At 57.0% G+C, this 25,807-nt stretch carries 22 protein-coding genes; 13 read left to right on the top strand and 9 right to left on the bottom strand.

Translation table 11 applies throughout. The features are described from left to right. Positions 1-70: 70 nt before the first annotated feature. Positions 71-619: a DUF2155 domain-containing protein gene (locus tag ACVDG9_RS11745; RefSeq protein ID WP_208984158.1), complete on the top strand. Its 549-nt coding sequence runs from the start codon at positions 71-73 to the stop codon at positions 617-619. Between the two features lie 27 nt (positions 620-646). On the opposite strand, the gene ACVDG9_RS11750 is transcribed toward ACVDG9_RS11745, so the two are convergent. From ACVDG9_RS11750 to ACVDG9_RS11760, 3 genes are all read right to left on the bottom strand, one after another. After that, positions 647-1,438, bottom strand: a complete 792-nt coding sequence (locus tag ACVDG9_RS11750; RefSeq protein ID WP_447238036.1) for a GNAT family N-acetyltransferase — start codon at positions 1,436-1,438, stop codon at positions 647-649. 97 nt (positions 1,439-1,535) lie between these two features. After that, positions 1,536-2,012, bottom strand: coding sequence for a GNAT family N-acetyltransferase (locus tag ACVDG9_RS11755; protein ID WP_447238037.1), 477 nt, complete (start codon positions 2,010-2,012; stop codon positions 1,536-1,538). A 60-nt stretch (positions 2,013-2,072) separates the two neighbouring features. Beyond that, on the bottom strand, positions 2,073-2,741 hold the full coding sequence (locus ACVDG9_RS11760; protein ID WP_022998747.1) for an alpha/beta hydrolase: 669 nt from the start codon (positions 2,739-2,741) through the stop codon (positions 2,073-2,075). Between the two features lie 300 nt (positions 2,742-3,041). On the opposite strand from ACVDG9_RS11760, the gene ACVDG9_RS11765 reads away from it, so the two are divergent. From ACVDG9_RS11765 to tenA, 8 genes are all read left to right on the top strand, one after another. Further along, positions 3,042-4,211 carry a cysteine desulfurase family protein gene (locus ACVDG9_RS11765; RefSeq protein ID WP_447238038.1) on the top strand — a complete coding sequence of 390 codons (1,170 nt, stop codon included), beginning with the start codon at positions 3,042-3,044 and terminating at the stop codon, positions 4,209-4,211. A gap of 103 nt (positions 4,212-4,314) precedes the next feature. Then, positions 4,315-5,787, top strand: coding sequence for a Fe-S cluster assembly protein SufB (gene sufB, locus ACVDG9_RS11770; RefSeq protein WP_031268546.1), 1,473 nt, complete (start codon positions 4,315-4,317; stop codon positions 5,785-5,787). A 66-nt stretch (positions 5,788-5,853) separates the two neighbouring features. Then, complete coding sequence (gene sufC / locus ACVDG9_RS11775) at positions 5,854-6,609, top strand: Fe-S cluster assembly ATPase SufC (RefSeq protein ID WP_006933229.1); 756 nt, start codon at positions 5,854-5,856, stop codon at positions 6,607-6,609. Positions 6,610-6,623: 14 nt separating this feature from the next. Next, positions 6,624-7,943 carry a SufB/SufD family protein gene (locus ACVDG9_RS11780; protein WP_447238039.1) on the top strand — a complete coding sequence of 440 codons (1,320 nt, stop codon included), beginning with the start codon at positions 6,624-6,626 and terminating at the stop codon, positions 7,941-7,943. A 35-nt stretch (positions 7,944-7,978) separates the two neighbouring features. After that, positions 7,979-9,235, top strand: coding sequence for a cysteine desulfurase (locus ACVDG9_RS11785; protein ID WP_447238040.1), 1,257 nt, complete (start codon positions 7,979-7,981; stop codon positions 9,233-9,235). 11 nt (positions 9,236-9,246) lie between these two features. Beyond that, positions 9,247-9,642, top strand: a complete 396-nt coding sequence (locus ACVDG9_RS11790; RefSeq protein WP_006933232.1) for an SUF system Fe-S cluster assembly protein — start codon at positions 9,247-9,249, stop codon at positions 9,640-9,642. Positions 9,643-9,715: 73 nt separating this feature from the next. Continuing rightward, positions 9,716-10,093 carry a Fe-S cluster assembly scaffold SufA gene (gene sufA, locus ACVDG9_RS11795; RefSeq protein WP_022998742.1) on the top strand — a complete coding sequence of 126 codons (378 nt, stop codon included), beginning with the start codon at positions 9,716-9,718 and terminating at the stop codon, positions 10,091-10,093. A gap of 32 nt (positions 10,094-10,125) precedes the next feature. Beyond that, on the top strand, positions 10,126-10,788 hold the full coding sequence (gene tenA / locus ACVDG9_RS11800) for a thiaminase II (RefSeq protein ID WP_447238041.1): 663 nt from the start codon (positions 10,126-10,128) through the stop codon (positions 10,786-10,788). Positions 10,789-10,863: 75 nt separating this feature from the next. Here tenA and ACVDG9_RS11805 read toward each other — a convergent pair whose 3' ends face one another. The 4 genes from ACVDG9_RS11805 to parE all read right to left on the bottom strand — a co-directional run bounded on the left by ACVDG9_RS11805 (position 10,864) and on the right by parE (position 16,670). After that, the gene (locus tag ACVDG9_RS11805; protein WP_022998740.1) at positions 10,864-11,925 is read right to left on the bottom strand and encodes a GGDEF domain-containing protein; all 1,062 of its coding nucleotides are present in this window, start codon (positions 11,923-11,925) and stop codon (positions 10,864-10,866) included. 123 nt (positions 11,926-12,048) lie between these two features. Continuing rightward, a complete protein-coding gene (locus ACVDG9_RS11810) occupies positions 12,049-13,497 on the bottom strand; it encodes a DEAD/DEAH box helicase (RefSeq protein WP_055654145.1) in 1,449 nt (482 codons plus the stop codon). Positions 13,498-13,796: 299 nt separating this feature from the next. After that, the gene (locus ACVDG9_RS11815; RefSeq protein WP_139314249.1) at positions 13,797-14,525 is read right to left on the bottom strand and encodes a sulfotransferase family 2 domain-containing protein; all 729 of its coding nucleotides are present in this window, start codon (positions 14,523-14,525) and stop codon (positions 13,797-13,799) included. A gap of 99 nt (positions 14,526-14,624) precedes the next feature. After that, positions 14,625-16,670 (bottom strand): DNA topoisomerase IV subunit B, encoded by a 2,046-nt coding sequence (gene parE, locus ACVDG9_RS11820; protein WP_447238042.1) that lies wholly within the window; start codon positions 16,668-16,670, stop codon positions 14,625-14,627. Between the two features lie 588 nt (positions 16,671-17,258). Here parE and ACVDG9_RS11825 point away from each other — a divergent pair. Beyond that, complete coding sequence (locus tag ACVDG9_RS11825; protein WP_173013998.1) at positions 17,259-18,116, top strand: tetratricopeptide repeat protein; 858 nt, start codon at positions 17,259-17,261, stop codon at positions 18,114-18,116. A gap of 643 nt (positions 18,117-18,759) precedes the next feature. On the opposite strand, the gene xth is transcribed toward ACVDG9_RS11825, so the two are convergent. Both xth and erpA read right to left on the bottom strand, forming a co-directional pair. Continuing rightward, complete coding sequence (gene xth, locus ACVDG9_RS11830) at positions 18,760-19,542, bottom strand: exodeoxyribonuclease III (RefSeq protein ID WP_447238043.1); 783 nt, start codon at positions 19,540-19,542, stop codon at positions 18,760-18,762. A gap of 67 nt (positions 19,543-19,609) precedes the next feature. Continuing rightward, positions 19,610-19,951, bottom strand: coding sequence for an iron-sulfur cluster insertion protein ErpA (gene erpA, locus ACVDG9_RS11835; protein ID WP_022998733.1), 342 nt, complete (start codon positions 19,949-19,951; stop codon positions 19,610-19,612). Between the two features lie 154 nt (positions 19,952-20,105). On the opposite strand from erpA, the gene ACVDG9_RS11840 reads away from it, so the two are divergent. The 3 genes from ACVDG9_RS11840 to ACVDG9_RS11850 all read left to right on the top strand — a co-directional run bounded on the left by ACVDG9_RS11840 (position 20,106) and on the right by ACVDG9_RS11850 (position 25,792). After that, positions 20,106-21,323, top strand: a complete 1,218-nt coding sequence (locus ACVDG9_RS11840; protein ID WP_077293721.1) for a deoxyguanosinetriphosphate triphosphohydrolase — start codon at positions 20,106-20,108, stop codon at positions 21,321-21,323. A 97-nt stretch (positions 21,324-21,420) separates the two neighbouring features. Next, positions 21,421-23,190: an arginine--tRNA ligase gene (gene argS / locus ACVDG9_RS11845; RefSeq protein ID WP_447238044.1), complete on the top strand. Its 1,770-nt coding sequence runs from the start codon at positions 21,421-21,423 to the stop codon at positions 23,188-23,190. Positions 23,191-23,398: 208 nt separating this feature from the next. Further along, positions 23,399-25,792, top strand: coding sequence for an SPOR domain-containing protein (locus tag ACVDG9_RS11850; protein WP_447238045.1), 2,394 nt, complete (start codon positions 23,399-23,401; stop codon positions 25,790-25,792). Positions 25,793-25,807 lie beyond the last annotated feature (15 nt).

Raw genomic sequence — 25,807 nt, forward strand, 5'->3', positions numbered from 1 at the left:
GCAATTCGGTGCTAGCGCCGCATAAAAGAACACACGTATGCTTAGCACCTGAGGAATCGAATTGAAGCTGATGGCGGACCAGTTTGACACGATGAAAGCGGTAAAGCGCCTGGGCGCAGGCCTTGGAATCGCGGCAATGGCGATGGTCATGCCCCTGGTTTCTGCACACGCTCAAAAGATCGAAAACCCGGTCGCAGTCTTTTCGGGCCTCGACAAGATCACCGGACGTATCATCTCCTTCGATGTTTACATTGGTGAAACCGTCCAGTTCGGTGCGCTGCAAGTCACGCCGAGGGTCTGTCACACGCGCCCTCAGACGGAATCGCCTCTCACGACCGGTTTTGTTCAGGTAGATGAAATCACGCTCAACAACGAAGTACGGCGGATCTATTCCGGCTGGATGTTTGCAGCCAGCCCGGGCCTCCACGCGGTTGAGCACCCCGTGTACGATATCTGGCTGACCGATTGTAAACTTGCCTCAAGCGTTCCGCCGCCAGAAGATTATGCCGGTCCTCCCATTAAAGGCACCGTTGCAGAGGGCGAAGACCCGTTGGCTGGACCTGACGACGGTCTGGATACTGGTCCGGGCGTGCCGCGTCCGAAACCCTTCCAGGGGTAGGCAGAAGTCGGAAAACGGCTTTGGGTCTTATCGCGTAAACCGTTCTGCTCCTCTGGTCGCGAGCCCGGAATAGAGTTCTTGCGACAACGAAAGCCCGCAACCTTCGACCATTCGGCGTGATGTTGTGTTCGTTGCCGCTACCAGTTCATAGACATGTGTCGCTGAAAGTCGTGTCAATGCTGCGTCCGCCATCAGCGCATTGACGTAAGTGCCGAACCCTTTACCGCGTTGTTCAGGCGCAACGGCAACGAGACCACCCCAGGCATACTTGTGATAGGGGCTGTGATGATTGTGCGGCAGATAGGCGTGGGCACAAGCGGCAAGGCAACCTGCGTCATCCATCAAGCCGACGGAAACAACCGCACCATGATCGCCATTCAGGAACGATCCTGAGAACGGAGCGATTCCAGCCGCTGCCATGAATTCCTGGAACGAACGCGTCAGCGGACCCTCTGCGCCGTCAAGCTCTGAAAATGGGCGAATGCCGCCTGGAAGGGCGGTTGAAAGGGTCGGCCTTGTTGCGTCGCGGATCGCATTTGTGTCGCCCACGAAGACATCCCAGGTGTCCAGCCGGTAGCCGTTTTCTGTCAGAGCGTTTTCCAGGTCGGGCTGACGGGCTTTCTTAAGCAGACGAAACCCGAACACGCCATCTTCTGCCAGTACTTCGAAAATGGAGTCGAACCCCAGGGCATCAGGATCGTCCGTACCGAGCGTGCGTACATTGCAGCAGGCTCCGGGCGTCTTCATGGTCCAGCCGTAACGTTCTTCCGCTCGCTGCTGGAGCTTGATTTGCTGTTCCGTCCCGAAGTAGCCGGCCATCGTGTTCACGCCTCCCGGTTCTCAATCTGGGAAATCAAGGCAGGCAAATACCGGTCTGTCCAGTCTGCTAATTGTTACAGGGACTTGGCGGTTGCTCTCAATTGCGTGCAGGGTACCCTGGAGCACGCAATTCAAAGCCAGTCTTGGAGGCGGTGAACCCGAGGTTCTCGTAGAACCGATGAGCGTCCTTGTTGGCTGAACCGGACAGCAACATCACCTTGAAACATCCGGCCGAAAACGCCTTGTCGGTGGCAGCACGAAGTAGTGCCTTTCCAATTCCGCTCCCCCGCCAGTCGGCATGTGTAACGACATTTTCAACAAGGGCGAATGGTGCGCAGCCACGCGTCAGATTAGGCACGACAATCAGCATGCAGGTCGCAACCAATGTGCCTGCCAGTTCTCCGACAAGCAAATCGACACCTTGTTGCGTCAGGATCTGGTGAAAAGTTTCGAGGCGAAAATCATCATCAGCGGCAATGTCGTTGGAAATCAGTTGGGCATAGAGCGCGCAAAGTCGTTGGAAATCTTCGGACTTTGCCGAGCGGATGACGAGACTGTCTGTTGAGACGGGCATGAGAACCGCAGGCGTTCGGACAAAAGAAAAGCCCGCCGGGTGGCGGGCTTCGGTGTCGTGTCAGTCGATGTCGACGTAATCGGAAGGCGTCAGCCCAAGCCGCCCATCCACATATGTGCCGCAACGCTGCATGAGCTCGTCCATATCGTTTTCGAAGAAATGGTTGGCTCCCGGAATGGTTTCGTGATCGATCACGATGCCTTTCTGGGTTTTCAGCTTGTCGACCAGCGTCTGCACATCCTTCTGCGGAACGACCTTGTCGTTGTCACCATGAATGATCAGGCCGGAGGACGGGCAGGGGGCCAGGAACGAGAAGTCGTGCAGGTTTGCCGGTGGGGCGACCGAGATGAAGCCTTCGACTTCAGGGCGGCGCATCAGCAACTGCATGCCGATCCAGGCACCGAACGAGAAACCGGCAATCCAGCAGGCGCGGGCGTCTGTATGAACGGTCTGCACCCAGTCGAGAGCCGCCGCTGCATCGGACAGTTCGCCCTGGCCATGGTCGAAGGAGCCTTGCGAACGGCCGACGCCGCGGAAGTTGAAACGCAGCACTGCAAATCCGCGCCGGGCGAACATGTAGTACATCTGGTAGACGATCTGGTTGTTCATCGTGCCGCCGAATTGCGGATGCAGATGCAGAACCAGGGCAATGGGCGCGTTGCGTTTTCTGGCGGGATGGAACCGGCCCTCAAGCCGGCCGGCGGGACCGTTGAAGATCACCTCAGGCATGAAACGCTATGTCCTTGTCATTTTGTCGCGCAGAAGAAGATCGCGCGGTAATTTGGGCTCACGATACGTGGTTTCCCGTAAGTCTAAACTTGACTCTTTGTCTCCGAGTTTCTAGAACCCTGTTTAGAATTATTCGAAAGTTCGCACCATCCCTCAACAGGCAGACGATGCTCGGTTCGACCGGTTGGGGGCAGTTATCGTCATCATGACGGAAAAATTCAAGGTTTTTCGCACATGTGACTGATAATAAAGCGAAAATTCGATTCTTTGCGAAACTTGAGTTCAAGCGTAAGAGGCGCTATGCAGCAGCAGTCAGCCCCGATCTATCTGGACCACAACGCCGGCGCGCCTCTGCGCGAAACCGCGCGTGAGGTCATGATCGAGGTGCTGAATGATGCAGGCAACGCATCCTCCGTTCACGCTCACGGCCGCAAGGCGCGTGGACGCATTGAAACCGCACGCGAACAGGTCGCCCGTCTTTGCAACGCCAGGAACCGTGCTGTGACATTTGTGTCCGGCGGAACGGAAGCGAACATGACGGCGCTATCACCGGCCTGGCAAGACCAGGGAGCGCCCGTTTACCTCGACAAGTTGTTCAGGAGCGCTATCGAGCATCCTTCCGTGATGACTGGCGGACGCTTTGCGGTTTCCGATCAGGTGGTCATACCTGTCGACAGCAATGGCCGTGTTGAGCTCGGTGCCCTCGAACTGGCTGTCAAGGACGCCGGGCCAAGCCTCATTTCCGTGATGGCTGCCAACAATGAAACCGGTGTCATCCAGCCTCTTGCCGAAATCGGTGCCATTGCCGAAAGACACGGCCACTTCTTTCACGTCGACGCGGTTCAGGCTGCCGGCCGGATGCCGATCGATCTGGAAAGCTGGAAGGCAGATGTCCTGACGGTGTCTGCTCACAAGTTCGGTGGTCCGCAAGGCATCGGCGCGGTTGTGGTGCGCTCAACAGCCCGGGTTCCTGCGCCTTTGATGGTTGGTGGTGGACAGGAAAACTGGCGCCGTGGCGGCACGGAAAACGTTTCGGCAATCGCCGGCTTCGGTATTGCCAGCAAGGCCGCTCTTGAAGAATCCGCCGATACGCGCCATTTGAGCGATATGAAGGCGAAGCTCGAAGCCGGGCTGTGCGCGATTTGTCCTTCGACAGTTATTTTTGGCGACAAGGCTGAAAGACTGTCCAACACCTGTTGCTTTGCCGTTCCTGGCATTCCGGCAGAAACCGCGCTGATCGCCTTCGATCTCGACCATATCTCGGTTTCATCCGGTTCAGCCTGTTCTTCCGGCAAGGTGTCCGTGTCTCATGTGCTGACAGCCATGGGCGTTCCGGAAGATCTTGCCCGCTGCGCCTTGCGTATTAGCATGGGGTGGAATACCAGCGGCGCCGATATCGACAGGTTCCTTGAGCTGTGGCCGAAAATCGTCGGCAGGCTCAATCCGCAAGCACGTCATCAGGCGGCTTGACGACAAGATTTAGGCAGCTTCGCTGCCAGACATGGCGCAGGTGACAAGGTCCCTGCAGGAAATAACAAAAGCAGGCACGAGGCCTGTTGAATGGAGGCAAGACATGCCAGCTGTACAGGAAACCATCGATACGGTGAAAGCCATCGATGTCGACCAGTATAAATACGGCTTTGTGACCGATATCGAGTCGGAAAAAGGCGCCAAAGGCCTATCCGAGGAAACCGTTCGCTTTCTGTCGGCTAAAAAGAACGAGCCGGAATGGATGACGGAATGGCGCCTTGATGCGCTCCGCCGCTTTCAGCAGATGGAAGAGCCGACCTGGGCGCGCGTTTCCTACCCGAAGATTGATCTCGACGACCTCTATTACTGGGCGTCCCCGAAATCCGTCGAAGGCCCGAAAAGCCTGGACGAAGTCGATCCGGAACTGCTGGCGACCTACGAAAAGCTCGGTATTCCGCTGCGCGAGCAGGAAATCCTGGCCGGTGTCGAGCCGAAGAACCGGGTTGCGGTCGACGCTGTGTTCGATTCCGTTTCCGTCGTGACCACGTTCAAGGAAGAGCTGAAGAAAGCCGGCGTCATCTTCTGCTCCATTTCCGAAGCACTGCGCGAATATCCGGATCTGGTGAAGAAGTATCTCGGTTCCGTCGTTCCGGTGACCGACAACTACTACGCGACCCTGAACTCGGCTGTCTTTTCGGACGGATCCTTTGTCTATGTGCCTGAAGGCGTTCGCTGCCCAATGGAACTGTCGACCTATTTCCGTATCAACGAACAGAACACCGGACAGTTCGAACGTACGCTGATCATCGCGGAGAAGGGCGCTTACGTGTCCTACCTGGAAGGCTGTACGGCACCTCAGCGTGACGAGAACCAGCTTCATGCCGCTGTCGTTGAACTGGTGGCCCTGGATGATGCGGAGATCAAATACTCCACCGTCCAGAACTGGTTCCCGGGCGACAAGGACGGCAAGGGCGGCATCTATAATTTCGTCACGAAGCGTGGCGACTGCCGCGGCAAGAATTCCAAGATCTCCTGGACGCAGGTCGAGACCGGATCAGCGATTACCTGGAAATACCCGTCCTGCATCCTGCGCGGCGAAAATTCGCGTGGTGAGTTCTATTCGATCGCGGTTTCCAACGGCTACCAGCAGGTCGACAGCGGCACCAAGATGATCCATCTGGGCAAGAACTCTTCCAGCCGGATCATTTCCAAGGGCATTTCCGCAGGTAAGTCCCAGAACACTTATCGTGGCCTGGTCTCCGCTCACCGGAAGGCCTCGAATGCGCGCAACTTCACCCAGTGTGACTCACTTCTGATCGGTCAGGACTGTGGTGCGCACACCGTGCCTTACATCGAGAGCAAGAATGCCTCGGCCCAGTTCGAACACGAGGCGACCACCTCGAAGATCTCGGACGACCAGATGTTCTACTGCCTGCAGCGCGGATTGTCGGAAGAAGAAGCTGTGGCGCTGATCGTCAACGGTTTCGTCAAGGACGTCATCCAGCAGCTGCCGATGGAATTCGCCGTCGAGGCACAGAAGCTGATCTCGATCAGCCTGGAAGGATCCGTGGGCTAGAGGGCCTGCAAAGTTACGAATTGATTTGGGCCTTGAATGCCCGCCGAAATACGAGGAACAATCTCAATGCTTGAGATCAAAAACCTGCATGCCCGCATTGCGGAAGACGAAACAGAGATCCTGCGCGGCATTGATCTGACCATCAATGCAGGCGAAGTACACGCCATCATGGGTCCGAACGGTTCCGGCAAGTCGACGCTGTCCTACATCCTGGCCGGCAAGGACGACTACGAGGTTACCGAAGGCGAGATCCTGTTCAACGGAGAGAACCTTCTTGAGATGGAGCCGGATGAGCGCGCTGCTGCGGGCCTGTTCCTGGCGTTCCAGTACCCGATCGAGATCCCGGGTGTTGCCACCATGGAATTCCTCAAGACGGCGATGAACGCACAGCGCAAGGCGCGCGGTGAGGACACGCTGTCGATCCCGGACTTCATGAAGCGCGTCAAGGAAGCCGCCGGTCACCTGAACGTCTCCATGGACATGCTGAAGCGCCCGCTCAATGTGGGCTTCTCTGGTGGTGAGAAGAAGCGTGCGGAAATTCTGCAGATGTCCTTGCTGGAGCCGAAGCTCTGCGTTCTCGACGAGACCGATTCCGGCCTCGACATCGACGCACTCAGGATCGTTTCTGAAGGCGTGAACAAGCTGCGCGGTCCGGATCGCGCCATGGTGGTGATCACCCACTATCAGCGTTTGCTTGACCACATCGTTCCGGACGTCGTCCACGTTCTGTCCAAGGGCCGCATCGTCAAGACCGGCGACAAGGACCTTGCGCTGGAGCTGGAAAAGAACGGTTACGCCGACTACATCGACACGGCCGCCTGAGGGAGCAAAGCGATATGAACGCCAGCGCACCCATCAAACACACCCAGGCGGAGAGCGACCTGCTGGAGCGTTTCGACAGCGCGAAAGACGGTTTGGCCGGCTCGGTTGCCGTCAAGGCTCTGCGCGAAGCGGCGCTCGGCCAGGTTCGGGACCGTGGACTGCCGCATCGCCGGGTAGAGGAATACAAGTATTCCGACCTGCGCGCCTACATGAAGTCAGCAGCCCCGCTCGCAGGATCGGCCGATGAAGCTGCGGCAAGAAGCCTGATAGAGACACAGGACGGTTTTGGAGATCTCGACCGCTACCGTATCGTCGTAGCCAATGGGTCCTATCTTGCCGCGCTTTCGGACGTGGAAGCGCTCGCAGGCGAAGGTGTAACCCTGATAAACGTTGCCGACGCCCTTGCCGGCGAAACAGGCACCCAGTTGATTGCGTCGCCAAAGACGGGACCGTCCGACGGTGTCGTTGCCTTGAACACTGCCTTCCTCCAAGGCGGCGTCGTCATGACAGTCGCGGCGGGCGTGGAAGTGTCCAAGCCGGTCGAGCTGGTTCAGGTGGCGACTTCCACGGGCGCGCAGGCCGTCCGCAACCGCATCGAACTTGGCGAAGGCGCAAAATTACGTCTTCTGGAAACCTTTGTCGGAGATACCGGTGAAGGGGAACTGAACACGGTGTTTGACTACGATCTCGCCGACAAGGCAGCGCTTGCTGCCACGCGATTGATCGTCGGCAAGACGGACGCCGCGCAGCTGTTTACGACAATCGCAACGCTTGGCGCTGAAACCGAGCTGAAATCGCTTGGCTTCATCGCTGGACCGCAGTTCACGCGCAACCAGCAATTCATCAACTTTACCGGCGAAAATTCGGAAGCGAAAATCTACGGCGTGACCATGGCTGGCGGTAAATCGCTGGCTGATCAGACGCTGATCGTCGATCATGCTGTGCCACACTGCAACAGCCGCGAGTTCTTCAAGACCGTGCTGGACGGCGAGGCCAGGGGGGTCTACCAGGGCCGCATCAACGTCGCCCAGCATGCGCAGAAAACCGATGGCGAGATGATGACCCAGGCTCTGCTCCTCTCCGAGGATGCGGAAATGGCGAACAAGCCAGAGCTGGAGATTTTTGCGGACGACGTATTGTGTGCTCATGGTGCGACCAGCGGACAGATAGATGAAGACCTGCTCTTCTACCTTCGTGCCCGTGGCATTCCGGAAGACGAGGCAAAGACCCTTCTGGTACTCGCTTTCCTGTCCGAAGCGATTGAAGAATACGGCGAGGACGATGTGACCGAAGGCCTGGAAGCGCGCGTGCGTGACTGGCTTGCCAATCACTGACATCTGAAGCGAACGGGAATAAGGAGCAGCGCCGCATGACGGTCGCGACCGCAGAAGAAACAGCCGGCAACACCGGTTACGACGTCGAAACCATCCGTCGGGATTTTCCGATCCTGTCGCGGGAGGTTTACGGCAAGCCGCTGGTCTATCTGGATAACGGTGCTTCCGCCCAGAAACCCCAGCAGGTGATAGATGCGGTGACCAAGGCTTACTCGGAGGAGTACGCCAACGTTCATCGTGGCCTGCATTTCCTGTCGAATACCGCAACGGACAATTATGAAGCCGCGCGCGAGAAAGTGCGCCGTTTCCTGAATGCCGGATCCGTCGATGAGGTGGTTTTCACCAAGTCCACGACCGAAGCGATCAACCTGGTGTCATATGGCCTCGGGCCCGACTATTTTGCCGATGGCGGTGAAATCGTTCTGTCGATCATGGAGCACCACTCCAACATCGTGCCTTGGCATTTCCATCGGGAGCGTCACGGTGCGAAGTTGAAATGGGTCTATGTTCGCGAGGATGGCTCGTTCGATCTCGATGCCTTTGCTGATACCTTGACGGACAAGACAAGACTGGTTGCGCTCACGCACATGTCGAATGTTCTGGGCACGGTCGTTCCGGTGAAGGAAGTTTGCCGGATCGCGCATGAACGGGGCATCCCGGTGCTTGTGGACGGAAGCCAGGCGGCCGTACATCTTCCTGTCGACGTTCAGGACATCGACTGCGATTACTATGTCTTCACGGGACACAAGGTCTATGGGCCGTCGGGCATCGGGGTCTTGTGGGGCAAGCCGGATCGGTTGAAAGCCTTGCGTCCCTTCAACGGTGGCGGCGAGATGATCCTCGACGTGACCGAGGACCTCGTTACCTATAATGAACCGCCGCACAGATTTGAGGCCGGTACGCCACCGATCGTGCAGGCAATCGGTCTTGGCGCGGCTCTCGACTATATGGATGCGATAGGCCGTGAAAACATTGCACGCCACGAAGCTGATCTGAAGGATTATGCCCACCGGAAGCTGCGCGAGATCAATTCGCTGCGGATTTTCGGGGATGCGCCGGACAAGGGCGCAATTGTTTCGTTCGAACTGCAGGGCGCCCACGCACACGACGTTGCCACGATCATCGACCGTGCAGGGGTCGCCGTGCGGGCAGGGACCCATTGTGCACAGCCGCTCTTGGCAAGATATGGTGTGACCTCTACATGTCGGGCAAGCTTCGGGCTTTACAACACGCGTGCGGAAGTGGACGCGCTGTATGAAGCCCTGTTGAAGGCTCAGAGCTTTTTCGGGTAAGGACGGACCCCATGGAAAACGCTACCACAATCGATACCGGCGCGGACGGCGAAGAGTTGCAGACGGAAGTCTCGGCCAAGAGCGCCATTCCGGCAAATGAACTCGACCAGCTGACCACCGATATCATCGGTGCTCTGAAGACGGTCTACGATCCGGAAATTCCATGCGACATCTATGAGCTTGGCCTGATCTACAAGGTCGATATCGAGGATGACAGGTCGATCAACATCGACATGACCCTGACGGCCCCTGGCTGCCCTGTGGCTGGCGAAATGCCGGGCTGGGTGGAAAATGCCGTTTCTGCGGTTGCAGGGGTGGGGCCGGTCAACGTTGATATGGTCTTCGACCCTCCCTGGACACCCGATCGCATGTCTGACGAAGCGAAGGTTGCGCTCAACTGGTATTGAGCTTCAAGCCTTTAATCGGATAAGCTGAAACCCCATATCAGGTTTAGCATTCGCTGCACTGAACGAGGATCATATGGCTTCCGCCGCTAAATTCCAGGTGATGACCCTGACTGACGCCGCCGCCGAGCGCGTGAAGGAACTTGTCGAGAACTCCGACAAGAATGCGATCGGCTTGCGTGTCGGTATCAAGAAGGGCGGCTGTGCCGGTATGGAATACACCATGGAAATGGTGGATGCGGCTCGGCCAGGTGATGATGCCGTTGAAGACAAGGGGGCGAAACTCTTCGTGGATCCTTCTGCCGTGCTCTTTCTGCTCGGCACGGAAATGGACTTCGAAGTGACCAAGTTCCGTTCAGGCTTCATCTTCAAGAACCCGAATGAAGTATCCGCCTGTGGCTGTGGGGAATCCGTTTCGCTTCAGGCTGCGGACCTGAACGCCCTGGCACGCTGATCGCGCCTTTCTATCTATTCGATGAGATTTTCATGAGCCTTTTCGAGCGGCTGAAGGCCGACGCCGGCCCGCAATGGTCCGACTACACCCGTCACGCATTTGTTCAGCAGCTTGGCGCGGGAACGCTGCCGCTATCTTGTTTCAAGCACTACCTGGTTCAGGACTATCTGTTTCTCATCCAGTTCGCCCGCGCTTATGCGCTTGGCGTCTACAAAAGCCCGTCAGTCGCCGACATGCGTCAGTCACTGGACGGGGTAAAGGCGATTCTGGATGATGAACTCGATCTGCATGTCGAGATGTGCCGCAGTTGGGGCATGGAGCGTGACATGATCGAGCAGGCACCAGAAGACACGCCCACAATGGCTTACACGCGCTTTGTGCTCGATGCCGGTATGGCTGGTGATCTCCTGGACCTTCAGGCAGCTCTTGCACCTTGCGTAATTGGTTACGCGGAAATTGGAGCCAGGCTGGCAGCGGAAGGTTGCGACACCGATGGCAATCCCTACGCACGCTGGATCCGGGAATACGCCAGTGAAGGCTATCAGGAACTCGCAAAGGGCTTTATCGCCTGGCTCGACGGAACTGCAGGCCAGACGTTGACGGAGCACCGCTATCCGCGCGTCCTGTCCATATTTGAGAAGGCCTGCCGCCTGGAAAGTGATTTCTGGCAGATGGGGCTGAATGCAAAAGACTGAGACAGTTTTCTGCTCAGCCCGTGTTTTTCCGATGGATTTTGAGACCCGATACTTGATCGGGGACGATGCCTTGGATCAGGCAACGTCTTCCCGCTGATCCACTCCTGCAAGATCCTTTTCAGTCTTCACAAGGTTTCGACCGGCATCTTTTGCAAGGTAGAGTGCTTCGTCCGCGCGCGAAACGATGGAATGGACCGTATCGATGTTCTCGTAGGTTGCGATGCCGACGGAGATGGTCACACGGCCGAGATTTTCTCCCGTTGAACGTTTCACGAGTTCTTTGGACATCACCGCATTTCGGATGTTCTCGCCAATTTCAGCGGCATCTTCGAGCCCGACATGTGGCAGAATGATCGCAAATTCCTCACCGCCATACCGGCAGGCGATGTCCTGTGCCTTGATGTTCTGTTTAACCGCAAGTGCGACAAGTCGCAGAACCTGGTCGCCAGTCTGGTGGCCATAGGTGTCGTTGAACTTCTTGAAGTGATCGATATCGGTCATCAGCAAGGAGAAGCCACGACCGCTCTCCTTTGATTGATCGATGACCCGTTCAATCGAGTTCTCGAAGTGTTTGCGATTGTTGAGTGTCGTCAGCTCGTCCGTCAGGGATTCGTAGCGGATCGCTTCCAGTGACGACTGCAGGTTCTCAATGTGTTTCTTGGACTCAAGCAGCTGGCTCTCCAGCTTGCGGTTGGACGCAACTGCATTCTGGGTCGATTTCACCAGATGTGTGACGTAGTTCTGTAATTTCTCCGGATCGGAAACCGACCTGATCTTTTCGCCTGCCTGCTCGAGCGCGGTGCCATAATCGGACGTGGCGTCAGCACTCAGCTTTAGCGTGTCGACCAGTTCTTCAACTTCCCGGGAAACCTTGGAGCCAACTTCATCCAAGCGATCACCGAGCCGTGTCGGCGACAGGAAGCGACCGTAAAGGGTCAGCATCTCGTCGGTGCTGATCCTGCCGTTGGATTTTATGGATTCATTGACGGCCCTGTTCAGGCCTTGATTGTATCCAGCCGCGTAAGTGTACCAAAGCTCGTAGGAACGAGGGTAGGCTGGCAGCACATTCTTCTTGATGTAACTGATTGCGGACTCTCCATACTGGATAGTCCGCTTATGGTCGTCTTCATCCGCCATCAAGTTTCTCTCACCCATGCCTTGCGAATCCGCCCCACACGGACACAAGAACTAGGTTTTAAACTCGGCTGGAAGGTTTAAGGAGCCGTTAAGCTTAAAGCAAAACCTGGAGAGAATTCGGCGTTACGAGGCCTTTTTAGGCCGCGGCTCACGCAGAAGAAACGCAGGAATGTGAACGCCAGCACCGAAGGCAGGTTCCAGTTTATCGTTTCTGGAGCGCTTGCCAGTCTGCCGTTGCGGCAGGTTTGAGACCGGTGTCGGGTTCAGCATTTCCGGGAGTTCCTCCATCTGCTCTTCCACGACTTCGCGTGGCTTGCTCTGCGACCGGCGACGATTGGAAGGCTTGGGTTGTTCTGCAGCCTCGTTGTCGTTGCTCGACCGTGCGTTCCTGGAAGGCTTGCCGGCCTTGCGGCGTGCCTTGCGTTCCTGTGCTGCAGCTTCGAAGTCTATCGCATCGCCCAGCCAGTCGATGTCCTTCTTGATCAATGTCTGAATGGCATCGAGGTATTTCTGGTCTTCACCGGTTACGAGCGTGAAGGCTGTGCCCTTGCGTCCGGCGCGGCCCGTCCGGCCGATCCGGTGGACATAGTCTTCGGCATTGCTCGGAACATCGAAGTTGAAGACGTGGCTGACCTCGGGAATATCGAGGCCACGCGCGGCAACGTCACTTGCGACGAGGAGCTTGATCGTTCCCTTCCGGAAATTGTCCAGCATCATCATGCGTGTACGCTGGTCCATGTCGCCATGGAGAGCGCCGACGTTGTATTCATGACGCTCCAGAGACCGGTAAAGCGTCGTCACGTCCCGTTTGCGGTTGCAGAACACAATCGCATTCTTGAGGTCTTCAGCACCTTCCAGCAGTTCGCGCAGGGCTGCGCGCTTTTCGTAGTCCTTGGACTCGGCTGCCTTCAGAAACTGAGCGACGTTTTCAGCCGTCGACGAGGTCGGAGCGACTTCGATACGGGCCGGGTTCTGCAGGAAAGTTTCTGTCAGACGCTGGATTTCCGGTGGCATCGTCGCCGAGAAGAAAAGAGTCTGACGGGTGAACGGGATCAGCTTGCAGATCCGCTCGATATCCGGAATGAAGCCCATGTCGAGCATACGATCGGCTTCGTCGATGACGAGGATTTCAACGCCCTGCAACAACAGCTTACCGCGCTCGAAATGATCAAGCAGACGGCCAGGCGTCGCAATCAGAACATCTGTGCCACGGTCGAGCTTCTTGTCCTGGTCGGAAAAGGAGACGCCGCCGATCAGCAGGGCGACATTGAGTTTATGGTTGGTGCCGTATTTGGCGAAATTCTCTTCAACCTGCGCAGCGAGTTCGCGCGTCGGTTCCAGGATGAGCGTGCGCGGCATCCGCGCACGAGCGCGGCCCTTTTCGAGCAGCGTCAGCATGGGCAGTGTGAAACTTGCGGTCTTGCCGGTTCCGGTCTGGGCAATGCCAAGGATGTCGCGGCGCTCAAGCACCTGCGGAATGGCTCCCGACTGGATTGCCGTGGGTTCCTTATAACCTGCTGCTTCAACTGCAGCGAGGACCTTCTCGCTAAGACCGAGAGTATTAAATGCCATGGAGCGCTTTGCCCGAATGTTGTGATTGTTAATCGGCGGCGCCGTGGGAACCGCCGGTGCCAATGTGCGCACACCCTACATTCATGCGCTCAGGTGTCAATGCGCTTGAGAGGTAAAATCTCAAGAAAATCGAGTAATTCCGAGTACGATTTGCCATCTCAGTTAATAGTGCAACCAAGTTGGTTCATGAAATCGGCTGGAAAATCAGTATGCGTTGCCCAAAATGCAGGCGCAAACGAAGGTATGTGTTTCCGAAAGTATCGCTTCAGCCGGTATTCGATACGTAAAATTGCGCAGCGTCAGGCAGAAAGAGCCGCCGGTTTGTAGAACAGGTCGTAGTCTGACTTGTAGCGCCGCCGCAGCTGCTGCACCAGGCTGTCTTCGGTAAAGGACAGCAGCGTGTCCCTGCCGACAAAATTGTCCACGTGATACGCGACAGGAGATTTCGTGCGGAACCTGAGAGAGCTTTCCGAAAGAAAAGTTGCGAATGACTGGTCGAAATCTTCAAGCTGCAAGATCAGATCGGCCGTCAACATACCTTTGTAGGTGAGGGCAGCTGTCTGGCTGCGAAACAGATTGTCTGCTTCCAGGTCCGAGATCGACGCAACGTGTGACACGAACTCCTGAGGTGTCATGTCCTGATTGAACTGGCGCTCTTCATAATAGGCAGGAAGCGGATCGGCACTCAGGATGACTTTCTCATAACAGTAGGCCAACCGATGCATCGGATCCTGGACCCAGGCCGCGACTTTCATTTCGGGATGCCGCCGCTTGAGTTCGCGTGCTGTCAGTAACTCCACATTCCCATGGAAGAGCAGCCGTTCCGTGGCGGCGGTCCGAAGATCAAAACCGGAAAGGGCCTTGAGCTTGTCGGTACCGGCAAGGCAATGAAGAACCGGGCGCAGAAGTTGAAAAGCAGGTTCTGCGATACGGGCAAAGGCGATCTTGTGCTTGGGAAAAGCCAGGAAGACATGATTTCGCAAGGGGCGAAGCCGTCTGTCCAGTATCGAATACATCCGGTTTAACATGCTACGTTTCCGACCGGTCAAATAGGCAATGCGGGCAAAAATATACGCCCGCCCAACCTCTTCAAAAAAAGATATAGATCAAAATACCTGCTGTTGCGGCTAAATATCAAGATCCTCAGCGAATTCAGCGTTGTCCTGAATGAACCGGAAGCGCGCTTCCGGCTTGTTGCCCATCAGCCGTTCAACTGTGTCGTTGGTGTCTGTTACAGCTTCTTCTTCGACAACGACCTTCAGCATGGTCCGCTTGGACGGATCCATCGTCGTTTCCTTCAGCTGAGCCGGCAACATTTCACCCAAACCCTTGAAACGGCCGATTTCCACCTTGGATTTACCCTTGAAGACGGTGTCCATCAATTCGTCTTTATGGGCATCGTCGCGTGCATAGAGGGTCTTCCCTCCCTGGCTGAGACGATAGAGTGGTGGCACGGCCAGGAAGAGATGGCCACCACGGATTAGCTCCGGCATTTCGCGGTAAAAGAAAGTAATCAAAAGTGATGCAATGTGGGCGCCGTCGACGTCAGCATCCGTCATGATAACGATCTTCTCGTACCGCAGGTCACTTTCCCGGTATTGGGAGCGCGTGCCGCAGCCAAGGGCCTGGATGAGATCGGCGAGCTGCTGGTTGGCAACGAGTTTGTCGCGGCCGGCGTTTGCGACGTTCAGGATCTTGCCGCGCAGGGGCAAGACGGCCTGGTTGGAACGGTTGCGCGCCTGTTTGGCCGAGCCACCTGCCGAGTCACCCTCCACGATGAAGAGTTCGGTGCCATCGGACTGGTTTGCCGAGCAGTCGGCAAGTTTGCCTGGAAGGCGCAGCTTGCGCACAGCTGTCTTGCGGGCAACGTCTTTTTCCTGGCGACGGCGCAAGCGCTCATCCGCGCGATCGATCACCCACTCCAGAAGCTTGTTTGCCTGGTTGGGGGAGGCCGTCAACCAATGGTCAAATGCATCACGCACAGCAGTCTCTGCAATGCGCGTGGCTTCGTTGGTCGCCAGCTTGTCTTTGGTCTGACCGACGAATTCGGGCTCACGGATGAAGACGGACAGCATTCCGCCGGCTGATGTCATCACATCATCGCCGGTGATGATGGATGCCTTCTTGTTGTTTGTCAGTTCGCCATATGCCTTGAGGCCGCGCAGCAGGGCATATCGGAAACCCGCTTCGTGAGTTCCGCCTTCCGGTGTCGGCACGGTGTTGCAGTAGGAACTGACAAAGCCGTCGCCGGCAAACCAGCTCACTGCCCATTCCACGGATCCGTGTTTGCCGGCGTTGTCGGTGCGGCCGAAGAACACGTCGTCGACGACACGGCGTTCCTTGGTCAGTCTCTCGTTGAGAAAGTCGCGAAGACCACCGGGGAAGTGAAACACGGCCTCGGCCGGTGTCTCGTCCTTTTCAGACAGCAATTCAGGTGCGCAGTGCCAGCGGATCTCGACACCGCCAAAGAGATAGGCCTTGGACCGTGCCATCTTCAAAAGGCGCGCCGGGACAAATTTGGCGCCTTTGCCGAAGATTTGATCGTCTGGTTTGAAGCTGACCTGGGTCCCTCGTCTGTTCTGGGTGTCGCCAACCAGCTCGAGAGGACCCTGGGCGTGACCGCGGCGGAAAATCTGGCGATAGAGCTTGCGGCTGCGTGCGACCTCTACAATCAGTTCCTCTGACAGCGCGTTGACCACGGAAATTCCGACACCGTGCAGACCGCCAGAGGTCTCATAGACCTTGCTGTCGAACTTGCCGCCCGCATGCAGCGTCGTCATGATCACTTCGAGTGCGGACTTGTCCTTGAACTTCGGGTGAGGGTCGACAGGAATACCGCGGCCGTTGTCGGTGATCGTCAGATATCCATCGTTGGAAAGCGACACGTCGATCCACGTCGCATGGCCGGCAACCGCCTCATCCATGGAGTTGTCGATCACTTCGGCAAAGAGGTGATGCAACGCCTTTTCGTCAGTGCCGCCGATATACATGCCTGGCCGGCGCCGAACCGGCTCGAGCCCTTCGAGAACCTCGATGTCGGCCGCTGAATAATCGTCGCTGACCGCGACTGGCGCAACGGGACGCGGCTTTTGCGGAGCTGGGGCGGGCTCATCTTGTGTCATTGGGGCAGAGACCGCCGCGTTGCCTGCAAACAGATCGTCTTTTGCGCTCATTCCGTATCGCCTGATGGGTCTTGGGTCACAGTTTCTACAAACTCAGCGCTGTTACCTACACCGAATCATGTCTCAGTTTGAAGGACAAAGATAGAACGGCAAAGGTAATTGGCCAAAAGCCCCCGTTTTCAACAGCCCTGGGCCCAAAAATCCGATCTGGAAACACATCATCAACCCGCCTGTGATGAAATAAGGGTCTTGAATGGGAGAGGGGCGGTCACAATATGTGCCAATTCCGCAACAGTTACTGACAGAGTCATTTGCAGGGCCCCGGTTTGCCACCGTTGCCCCTGTTCGGCCATGTTTGCCCGTCACCCGTTACGCTAATGTCTGGGACGACCAGATCGGGATCAACTCCTGAAGTGGTTCACAGTCCGGACAAAAGTGTCAGGAAATGGTCTTATTTCGGCGTCGTATGGCCCAACTTAAGACGAAATGATCGGCCAATTTAGGCCACTCCGAAACAGTGGGTCCCGCAGGCATATGCTTTTGGGACCAAAGAGACAGCAAATGCGCTTGGCGCGGACAAAAAACAAGAAAGTCCGTCGGGGATCTGTTTCGTTGCCGACGGATAATAGTGTGACTGGGATGCCTAAGAACAGCACAAAGCTTCAACGCATGGGAAGAGCCGGAACCGTGCTCGGTGCGTTGATCCTGATCGGCCTGACAGGGCCCGTGGCCGCCTTTGACGGTCAGCCGGCGCCTGCACGGGCGATCGGTCCGAACGATCTTTCCCCGTCTGAAGCACTGCGGGCCGGTGCCCGCCAATATTATTCCGGCGACAAGGCCGCTGCGCTTGGGTCGCTGCAGTATGCCGCCGAAAACGGTCAGCCCATGGCCGCCTGGAAGCTGGGCGAAATGTATGCCTCCGGCGACGGCGTCAAGGAAGACGACCTCAAGGCGTTTGAATATTACAGTCAGATCGTTCGTGAGCACGGGGAAGATCGACCCGATGCACCGGATGCTCCCTTCGTCTCAAGCGCCTTCGTTGCGCTCGGTTCCTACTATCTGAACGGCATCGACGGCGCTGTGCCCAAGAATGAATCACGTGCCCGTCAGATCTTCACGCATGCCGCCTCCTATTTCGGCGATGCCGATGCCCAGTATGAACTTGGCCGCATGTACCAGGAAAACAACAGCCGCATGGCCGTTCGTTGGTACAATCTTGCCGCGCTCAAGGGGCACGTGGGTGCCCAGGCACGCCTTGGTGAAACGCTCTATGCACTCGGTACGTCGGACAAGAAAAAAGCTCGCGGCCTGATGTGGATGACCGTTGCCCGGGAACAGGCCAAGGGAACGGATGCCAGCTGGATCCATTCCATGCACGAGCAGTATTTCGCGGTTTCGCCCGAGCCTGTCAGGCAGATGGCCAGATCAATGGCTGACGGATGGTTGAAGCAAAATCGCCCGGACGTGCTCACCGCACAGCAGTTGCCCGCACAATAACCTCAAGCTCATAGAGACCGATCTGAACACCATGTGGGTGTGATCGTCCGTCTTCAATGGCTCTCGCACATGCCGTGCCAACTCTGCTCCGGTTCGAAGCAGGAGCGTGCCAGGGTTTCAGAAAATCTGCGTTATCTGGCGAGTGATCTTCAACCTGACGGATAAGTTGGTTTTGTGGGACGCTTGGTCGTGAATTTATCGATCGCAGGGCTTTGAATTTGGGTCAGTGGGCAAGGCGCGTTGCTGATCTGCCAGGACGTGTTGTTCAGCACCATTTCACATGTCGCCATTCGCAGCCCGGATGGGCTCTTCAGGCAGATAGATTCACCTACGCCGTATTTTTCGCCCTGGTATCGGCAGGTACACGAGACGTCTTGCGCCAGAGCCGCGCTGCCTGACCCAAGAACTAGACCGAAAATCAACCATGTGGTGACAGTAAAGACCGAACGACCGGCAATCGAAGTCGTTACCGGTATGTCCTTTCCGCATGTCGCCGTCGCGGATGTTGGTCGGCTGAGCGTCATCCCATGATGGAAAAAAGCTTACCATGACGTCAGCCGACCGCAAGCCCGGTTTCCGGGCACGCACCGCGCTTCACGCCTGCATCAGCAATGGAGCTGGATTTCTGGAGGCAGTTTCAGTCTCAAGCAGCCAACTTCACCCAGACTGGCACATGATCCGACGGCTTTTCCCAGCCGCGCACATGCTTGTCGATACCGCAGCCTGAGAACCGGTCTGTTGCTTGCGGAGACATCAGAATATGATCGATCCGAATGCCGTTGTTCTTTTGCCAGGCACCTGCCTGATAGTCCCAGAACGTGAAGGTTTCCGGCGCTTCGCTGCAGGACCGGACTGCTTCGGTCAAGCCGAGGTGGGTGAGGGCACGGAAGCGTTGCCGGCTCTCAGGCTGAAAGAGAGCGTCTTCCAGCCAGTTCTGCGGGTTCTTTGCATCCACGGGATCGGGGATCACATTGTAGTCTCCCAGCAACAGGAATGGCGTTTCCTCTGAAAGACGCATTTGAGCATGCGCAATCAAGCGGTCCATCCACTCGAGCTTGTACGGAAACTTTTCTGTTCCCAGCGGATTGCCGTTGGGAAGATAGAGGCAGCCGATTCGAACCTGGCCGTTATCCGTCGACAGACTGCCTTCAATATAACGGGCCTGTTCGTCCGCATCGTTTCCGGGCAAGCCGCGCTGAATATCAGTCAATGGCGTCTTGCACAAAAGCGCCACACCGTTGAAACCCTTTTGGCCGTGTGTTTCGACGGCGTAGCCGAGGTCTTCAAACGGCTGACGGGGAAAGTTCTCGTCGACGGACTTGATTTCCTGAAGGCAGGCGACATCCGGAGACGCTTCCTTGAGCCACTCAAGGACAGTGTCGATACGTGCCTTGACGCCGTTTATGTTCCAGGTCGCAATTTTCATGAGCGCGGTTGCCTCAATTGTTCGAAACTGCCGGGGCAACCGGCGTCAATGCGGTATCGCAACAGTGTCAGATCGTGAAACTGGTGCCGCAGCCACATCCGGCGACCGCATTCGGGTTGTTGATCTGAAAAGATTGGCCAATCAGATCATCGACGAAATCGATTTCCGATCCGCTCATATATTGAAGGGAAATGGAATCGATCAGAACCGTTGCCCCCGGCTTTTCGATCACCAGGTCGTCGTCTTCGCGGCTGTCGACCACGTCATATTTGTACTGCAGTCCGGAACATCCGCCACCTTCCACGCTGACACGCAGCATGCTGCCGCCCGGTTCCTTGGACAAAATCGATGCAATGCGCTTGGCAGCGCGGTCGCTGACTGTTACGCCAATTTCAAGTGTTTCGGTCATCTTTCACCGACTCGCTTAGTTCCGGCAATGTGCGGGAACGTTAAACCTGATTTGTTCAGATAAGTATGTTTTGCGACCGCCCGCGTCAATGTGTTGCCCGCGGCCCGAGCAACAGCAAACGCAGACCGGTTCTGTGAAGGATGGCTGGAAACTGATGAAAGCGGATATCGGATTTGGGGGACAATCCCGCGCAATCTACGCGGAAAACCCTCTGGAAAGCCGGGGAAGGCTCTTCCCCGAGCCTGACAGCCCGACGCGGACACCCTTCCAGCGGGATCGGGACAGGATTATTCATTCTTCCGCGTTTCGCAGGCTCAAGCACAAGACGCAGGTTTTCGTTTATCACGAAGGTGACCATTTTCGCACACGGTTGACCCACACCATCGAGGTATCGCAAATCGCGCGCTCGCTGGCACGCGCTTTGCGGCTTGATGAAGATCTGGCGGAATGCCTGGCCTTGTCACATGATCTCGGTCACACGCCGTTTGGGCATGAAGGCGAAGACGTCATGCATGAGTGCATGGCACCCTTCGGCGGGTTCGACCACAACGCGCAATCACTGAGGGTCGTGACCCATCTGGAGCAGCGCTATGCCGAATTCGACGGTCTGAATCTGGCCTGGGAAACTCTGGAAGGGTTGGTCAAGCACAACGGCCCCCTGATTGATGCCAGCGGTGCGCCGCTCGGAAAGTTCAAGGACAGCCAGTTGCCGTTTGCGATCCGCGACTATGCCAGGAAACAGGACCTCCTGTTGCATACCTGGCCTGGTGCAGAGGCGCAGGCAGCTGCCATTGCCGATGATATTGCCTATGACGCGCATGATCTCGATGACGGATTGAGGGCAGGGCTGTTCGCGATCGAAGACATGCGCGATGTGCCGTTCCTGGCCGACATCCTTGCCGAGGTCGATGGTAAATATCCGGGTCTCGAAGAGAGCCGACGTATCCACGAGATCGTCAGGCGATCGATCACGCGCATGGTCGAGGATGTCATTCGCGAAGCGGTGCGCAATCTGAATGACGTTGCCCCGCAAAGCGTCCAGGAGATTCGCATGGCGGGGCGTTGTCTCGTCGGTTTCTCTGCGGACATGACGGCTGCGGAAAAGGAAGTGAAACGGTTCCTGTTCGCCCGGGTCTACCGGCATGAAGATGTTCTTGCAGTTCGAAAGCTGGTTGCCCGGGTTGTGCGGGACCTGTTCACAAGGTTCCTTGCGGAGCCGGACCTCATGCCGAAACCATGGAACAGTGGCCTTGGCAATCTGGGTGAAGCGGAAGTCGCGCGACTGGTTTGCGACTATATCGCCGGAATGACCGACCGATACGCCATCGAAGAGCACCGCAGACTGTTTGACGACACTCCTGATTTGGGGTAGGCGCAGAGGCGACTTTACAGCCCCGTGGCGCCGAAGGCTTTTCCTTCGCAGCGCGCGGGGGCTTTGTGTTTGAAAACCAAAACCAGACCGGTGTTCTATGAATATCTTCGCGGACTTCACGCTGCGCGTCAAAGACGCTCTCCAAGGCCTTGATCTAAAAGATTCAAATGGAGATGCCCCGGATCTTTCGCGAGTCGTCGTGGAAGCCCCGCGTGATCCGGCACATGGCGATCTTGCCACCAATGCTGCAATGGTGCTTGCAAAACCACTCGGCATGAAGCCGCGCGATCTTGCCGAGCAGCTTGTTGCCAAGCTCAACACTGACCCGGAAATTACCGAGACGACGATCGCCGGCCCTGGTTTCATCAACCTGCGTGTCGCCCAGGGGGTCTGGCACAAGGTACTGGCCAGCGTATTGGATCAGGGTATCCGCTTCGGAGCCCAGGAACGTTCTCCTGCTCCGAAGGTCAACGTCGAATACGTTTCCGCGAACCCGACAGGTCCGATGCACGTCGGTCATATCCGTGGCGCGGTCGTGGGTGATGCCCTGGCGAACATTCTGGCATTTGCCGGCAATTACGTGGTCAAGGAATATTACATCAACGATGCTGGCTCGCAGATCGATACGCTGGCTCGTAGCGCCTTCCTGCGTTACCGCGAGGCACTTGGCGAGGACATCGGCGCCATTCCGGCCGGCCTTTATCCGGGCGACTACCTGAAGCCCGTCGGTGAAAAACTGAAAGCGGAGTTCGGTTCGTCGCTGGTAAGCAAGGAAGAAAGCGACTGGCTGCCGCTGGTAAAGGAACGCGCGATTGCCGCCATGCTCGAGTTGATCCGGCAGGACCTGGCAGCGCTCGGTGTGGAACACGAGGTGTTCTATTCCGAAAGAACCTTGCATGATCGCGGCTCGGGCAACGGTTCGAAGATCGATCACATGCTCGAAACTCTCCGGAACAAGGGTCTGATTTACGAAGGCACGCTTCCGCCACCCAAGGGTCAGGTTCCTGATGACTGGGAAGACCGCGAGCAAACACTGTTTCGCGCAAGCGACTTTGGTGACGATACCGACCGGGCTCTCAAGAAATCCGATGGCTCCTACACGTATTTCGCTGCCGACGTCGCCTATTTCCAGGACAAGTTCGAACGGGGTTTTTCCGAAACGATCTACGTGCTTGGTGCCGATCACGGCGGTTACGCCAAACGCCTTCAGGCAGTCGGGAAGGCGATTTCCGACGGCAAGACGGAAGTTATCGTCCGGTTCTGCCAGCTTGTGAAGCTGATGCGTGACGGCGAGCCGGTCAAGATGTCGAAACGCTCCGGCGATTTTATCACACTGCGCGATGTCGTGGATGAAGTCGGGCCGGACCCGGTTCGCTTCATGATGCTGTTCCGCAAGAATGATGCACCGCTGGACTTCGACTTCAAAAAGGTTACTGAACAATCGAAAGACAATCCGGTCTTCTATGTTCAATACGGCCATGCGCGTTGCTGTTCGGTGTTGCGGCAGGCGGCCGATGAGCTCAAGGAAGCCGGGTATGCGGTTGATGATCTTGCCGGGGCCGATTTCACCTTGCTGGATGATATCGGCGAACAGGAGCTTATCGCCAAGATGGCGGAATGGCCGAAAGTGGTCGAAGCAGCTGCAGAAACACATGAGCCGCACAGAATTGCGTTTTATCTACATGAACTCGCTAGTTCTTTGCATGGCCACTGGAATAAAGGCTACGAATTGCCTCATTTACGTTTTATTCAGGCTGGTAACTTGAAATTAACCCTAGCGCGTCTTGCTTTGGTTCGTGCAGTATCTTTGGTGCTCGCTTCAGGTCTAACGATTCTCGGCGTGAATGCTCCTGAAGAAATGCGCTAGTTTTAATGGCCGCTGGGAACGACTAAATGGCTCGCCAGCGACTTGAAGTGGACCGGTTTTCGTAAAGCTCATGTCACAAGACTACGAAACAAAGCGATCAGATTTGCGCGCCTCGCAAAACGAGGCGGGCGGCGAACGGCCGGCCGCGGAGGATCCGCTGGTTGAATTGGCCCGGATTGTCCACAAGAACAAGCAATCGGGGGCAAATGTGAGCAGCGGCCGCGTTGGTAGTACAGATTATTTTGCGGGGCTGGACGATGTGGCAGGCGATGCGCCTGCACAATCCACCCCGGCGCCGTCGCGCATCGAACCTTCGTTTTCAAATCTACGTCCGGTGTCGAATACGCCTGAAGCCACTGCTGGCGCGGACTTTGCCGAAGAACCTGAAGGAACATACAGCGCCTCCAGGAATGATTTCTACGCGGCGACACCGCCGTCCAGCTTCGAGCAGTCTTTCCAGCTGGAAGAGCCGGTTCAAACAGCCCCTGTGACGCCTTCTTCACACGTTTCTTCGCTTTGGCCGAGCGAGCCGGAGCAGGCCGCAGAACCTGTACAATCAGTCGCTCCCCCGGTTGGCGTGTCACATGCTCCGGTGGATCATGTCGTCCAGTTTCGCACGCCGCAGGCTGCCCCAGTGCAGGCTGAGCCGGAGGGCGCAAACGACAAGTCCTATCTCGCACCTTCCGTTGCCATGGATCTCGAACAGAATCTTACGGCAGAATTGGAAGACGAGTTGATCGGCGCCTTGCGTCAGTCCGTTGACGAGACACATCCGGCAAGCGCGCCCGATATGGGATATGCAGACGAGGTGGAAGAGGCTGCCCCTCAAACTCCCTCAATTCCTGTGATGCCACCGGCATCTTCATACTCCCGCGAAAAAAACGATTTTGCCGTTTCTGACAGCTTGACCCGCGCAACCCAGGTGCCGAGCGCGCCGTCCGTGTCTCCCGCCATTGGGACCGCAGCGTCCAGCATTTCGAAGCCAATTGATGCGCCGCGTCCGTCGGACGACTACCGGATTGGCGGTGTGCAGCACGATGAACCGGTTGAGGCAGTTGCTGGAGATGAGGAGGTATTCGAAACCTCCAGCTACCAGCAGCCGGTAACCGGGCAACGTCCGCAGATTGACGAGAATGACTTCTTTGCTGCGCTGAACCCGGTTCAGTCCGAACCGGCTGCGCAAAAGGCGGAATCCGCGCCGGAACAGGCAGGAGATCCTGCCGGCATAGACGCCCTTTTTGCCGATCTTGACTTCCCGGCTCCAACGTCTCGGAAACCTGTTGGCGGATCGATCGATCCATCGTTGCAGGACACTCCATCAACAGAGCCGGATCTGGACGATATGGCTTGGCCTGCTGCAGCTGCAGCGGTTCCTCAATCGGAAGACGACGAAACGCCGCCACCGCCGGAAGGTTATGACCTTGATGCGGTTGCACGGGCAATGCAGGAAAGCGATCCAAGCCTTACCGGTGCTGGCGTCCTGCCGCCTCACTCGGCAGCCGAACGCAACGCGATACCGCATGCGGGCGAAAAATCCCGGAAAGGCTTGTTCGTTGCAGCTGGAGTGCTTGGCGTTGCTGTCCTGGGTGGCGCAAGCTTCTTTCTGTTCGATAGCGACGCCGTTCCTGTACCCAGTGGTCCGCCACCGGTCATCAGCGGTCTGCAGGAGCCGCTCAAGGTATATCCGGAGCAGAGCCAGGCTTCGGCAAATGATCAGGCCGGCAAGCTTATTTATGATCGGGTCGACGGCACTGGTGTAGCCGGACCAGACAGGCTTATCCCGACAGAATCTCCGCAACCCGCAGAGCTGCCGCCGGCACCTGCTGGCACCAATGGCGACGCCGATCTCGTTCCCGGAACTCCGAAACGGGTAAGGACTGTGGTCGTGCGACCGGACGGAACCATCATTCCTGAAGGTGAAGAACCTGCCGTGGCGACACCGGCGCAGCCTGAACCGGCGGCACCTGCGGAGCCTGATGTGGCTTCCGGCGAAAACGGTTCGCGGGTGGTTTCAACGTCACCTGTCGTGACCGGTGCGGATGTCGCGCCTGCAGATCCGTCAACCACTGCACCGGAACCGGCTCAGCCCGATACACCGGCAATCGTAACAGGTGCTGACGTAGCGCCGGAACCGACTGCAAGTGAACCTGCTGCACCGGTGCCGTCAGTTGTGCCACGCAAGAAACCGGATGCACCTGTCCAGGTTGCCAGTGCTCCAGCCGTCACCACACCGGTGCAGGCGCAGCAGAACGATAGTCCGCTTAACCTTACGCAACAGCCTGACGCCCCGGCAACAACTGCGCCCGCAGCACCGGCGCCTGTTGCCAGCACCTCCGGCGGCAGCATCCCGTCTGGGACCTATATCGTTCAGGTAACGTCTCAACGTTCTGAAGCTGCTGCAAGCGACGCTTACTCTGGACTGCAACGGAGGTTCCCGGCTGTATTGGGTAACCGGAACGCGGTGATCGTTGCAGCGACCGTTGAAGACAGGGGTGTGTTCTACAGGGCGCGTATCCCGACCGGGTCGCGCGATGAAGCAATTGGCTTGTGCGAAAGCCTCCAGGCAGCCGGTGGCGACTGCTTCGTTCGCAGACAGCCCTGAGACAGACTACACAAT

It is taken from the genome of Roseibium sp. RP-7, assembly GCF_053005225.1.

Coding starts and splice junctions, on each gene's coding strand:
- ACVDG9_RS11745 (WP_208984158.1), top strand. CDS start 71: ATGGCGGACCAGTTTGACACGATGAAAGCGGTAAAGCGCCTGGGCGCA.
- ACVDG9_RS11750 (WP_447238036.1), bottom strand. CDS start 1,438: ATGGCCGGCTACTTCGGGACGGAACAGCAAATCAAGCTCCAGCAGCGA.
- ACVDG9_RS11755 (WP_447238037.1), bottom strand. CDS start 2,012: ATGCCCGTCTCAACAGACAGTCTCGTCATCCGCTCGGCAAAGTCCGAA.
- ACVDG9_RS11760 (WP_022998747.1), bottom strand. CDS start 2,741: ATGCCTGAGGTGATCTTCAACGGTCCCGCCGGCCGGCTTGAGGGCCGG.
- ACVDG9_RS11765 (WP_447238038.1), top strand. CDS start 3,042: ATGCAGCAGCAGTCAGCCCCGATCTATCTGGACCACAACGCCGGCGCG.
- sufB (WP_031268546.1), top strand. CDS start 4,315: ATGCCAGCTGTACAGGAAACCATCGATACGGTGAAAGCCATCGATGTC.
- sufC (WP_006933229.1), top strand. CDS start 5,854: ATGCTTGAGATCAAAAACCTGCATGCCCGCATTGCGGAAGACGAAACA.
- ACVDG9_RS11780 (WP_447238039.1), top strand. CDS start 6,624: ATGAACGCCAGCGCACCCATCAAACACACCCAGGCGGAGAGCGACCTG.
- ACVDG9_RS11785 (WP_447238040.1), top strand. CDS start 7,979: ATGACGGTCGCGACCGCAGAAGAAACAGCCGGCAACACCGGTTACGAC.
- ACVDG9_RS11790 (WP_006933232.1), top strand. CDS start 9,247: ATGGAAAACGCTACCACAATCGATACCGGCGCGGACGGCGAAGAGTTG.
- sufA (WP_022998742.1), top strand. CDS start 9,716: ATGGCTTCCGCCGCTAAATTCCAGGTGATGACCCTGACTGACGCCGCC.
- tenA (WP_447238041.1), top strand. CDS start 10,126: ATGAGCCTTTTCGAGCGGCTGAAGGCCGACGCCGGCCCGCAATGGTCC.
- ACVDG9_RS11805 (WP_022998740.1), bottom strand. CDS start 11,925: ATGGCGGATGAAGACGACCATAAGCGGACTATCCAGTATGGAGAGTCC.
- ACVDG9_RS11810 (WP_055654145.1), bottom strand. CDS start 13,497: ATGGCATTTAATACTCTCGGTCTTAGCGAGAAGGTCCTCGCTGCAGTT.
- ACVDG9_RS11815 (WP_139314249.1), bottom strand. CDS start 14,525: ATGTTAAACCGGATGTATTCGATACTGGACAGACGGCTTCGCCCCTTG.
- parE (WP_447238042.1), bottom strand. CDS start 16,670: ATGAGCGCAAAAGACGATCTGTTTGCAGGCAACGCGGCGGTCTCTGCC.
- ACVDG9_RS11825 (WP_173013998.1), top strand. CDS start 17,259: ATGCCTAAGAACAGCACAAAGCTTCAACGCATGGGAAGAGCCGGAACC.
- xth (WP_447238043.1), bottom strand. CDS start 19,542: ATGAAAATTGCGACCTGGAACATAAACGGCGTCAAGGCACGTATCGAC.
- erpA (WP_022998733.1), bottom strand. CDS start 19,951: ATGACCGAAACACTTGAAATTGGCGTAACAGTCAGCGACCGCGCTGCC.
- ACVDG9_RS11840 (WP_077293721.1), top strand. CDS start 20,106: ATGAAAGCGGATATCGGATTTGGGGGACAATCCCGCGCAATCTACGCG.
- argS (WP_447238044.1), top strand. CDS start 21,421: ATGAATATCTTCGCGGACTTCACGCTGCGCGTCAAAGACGCTCTCCAA.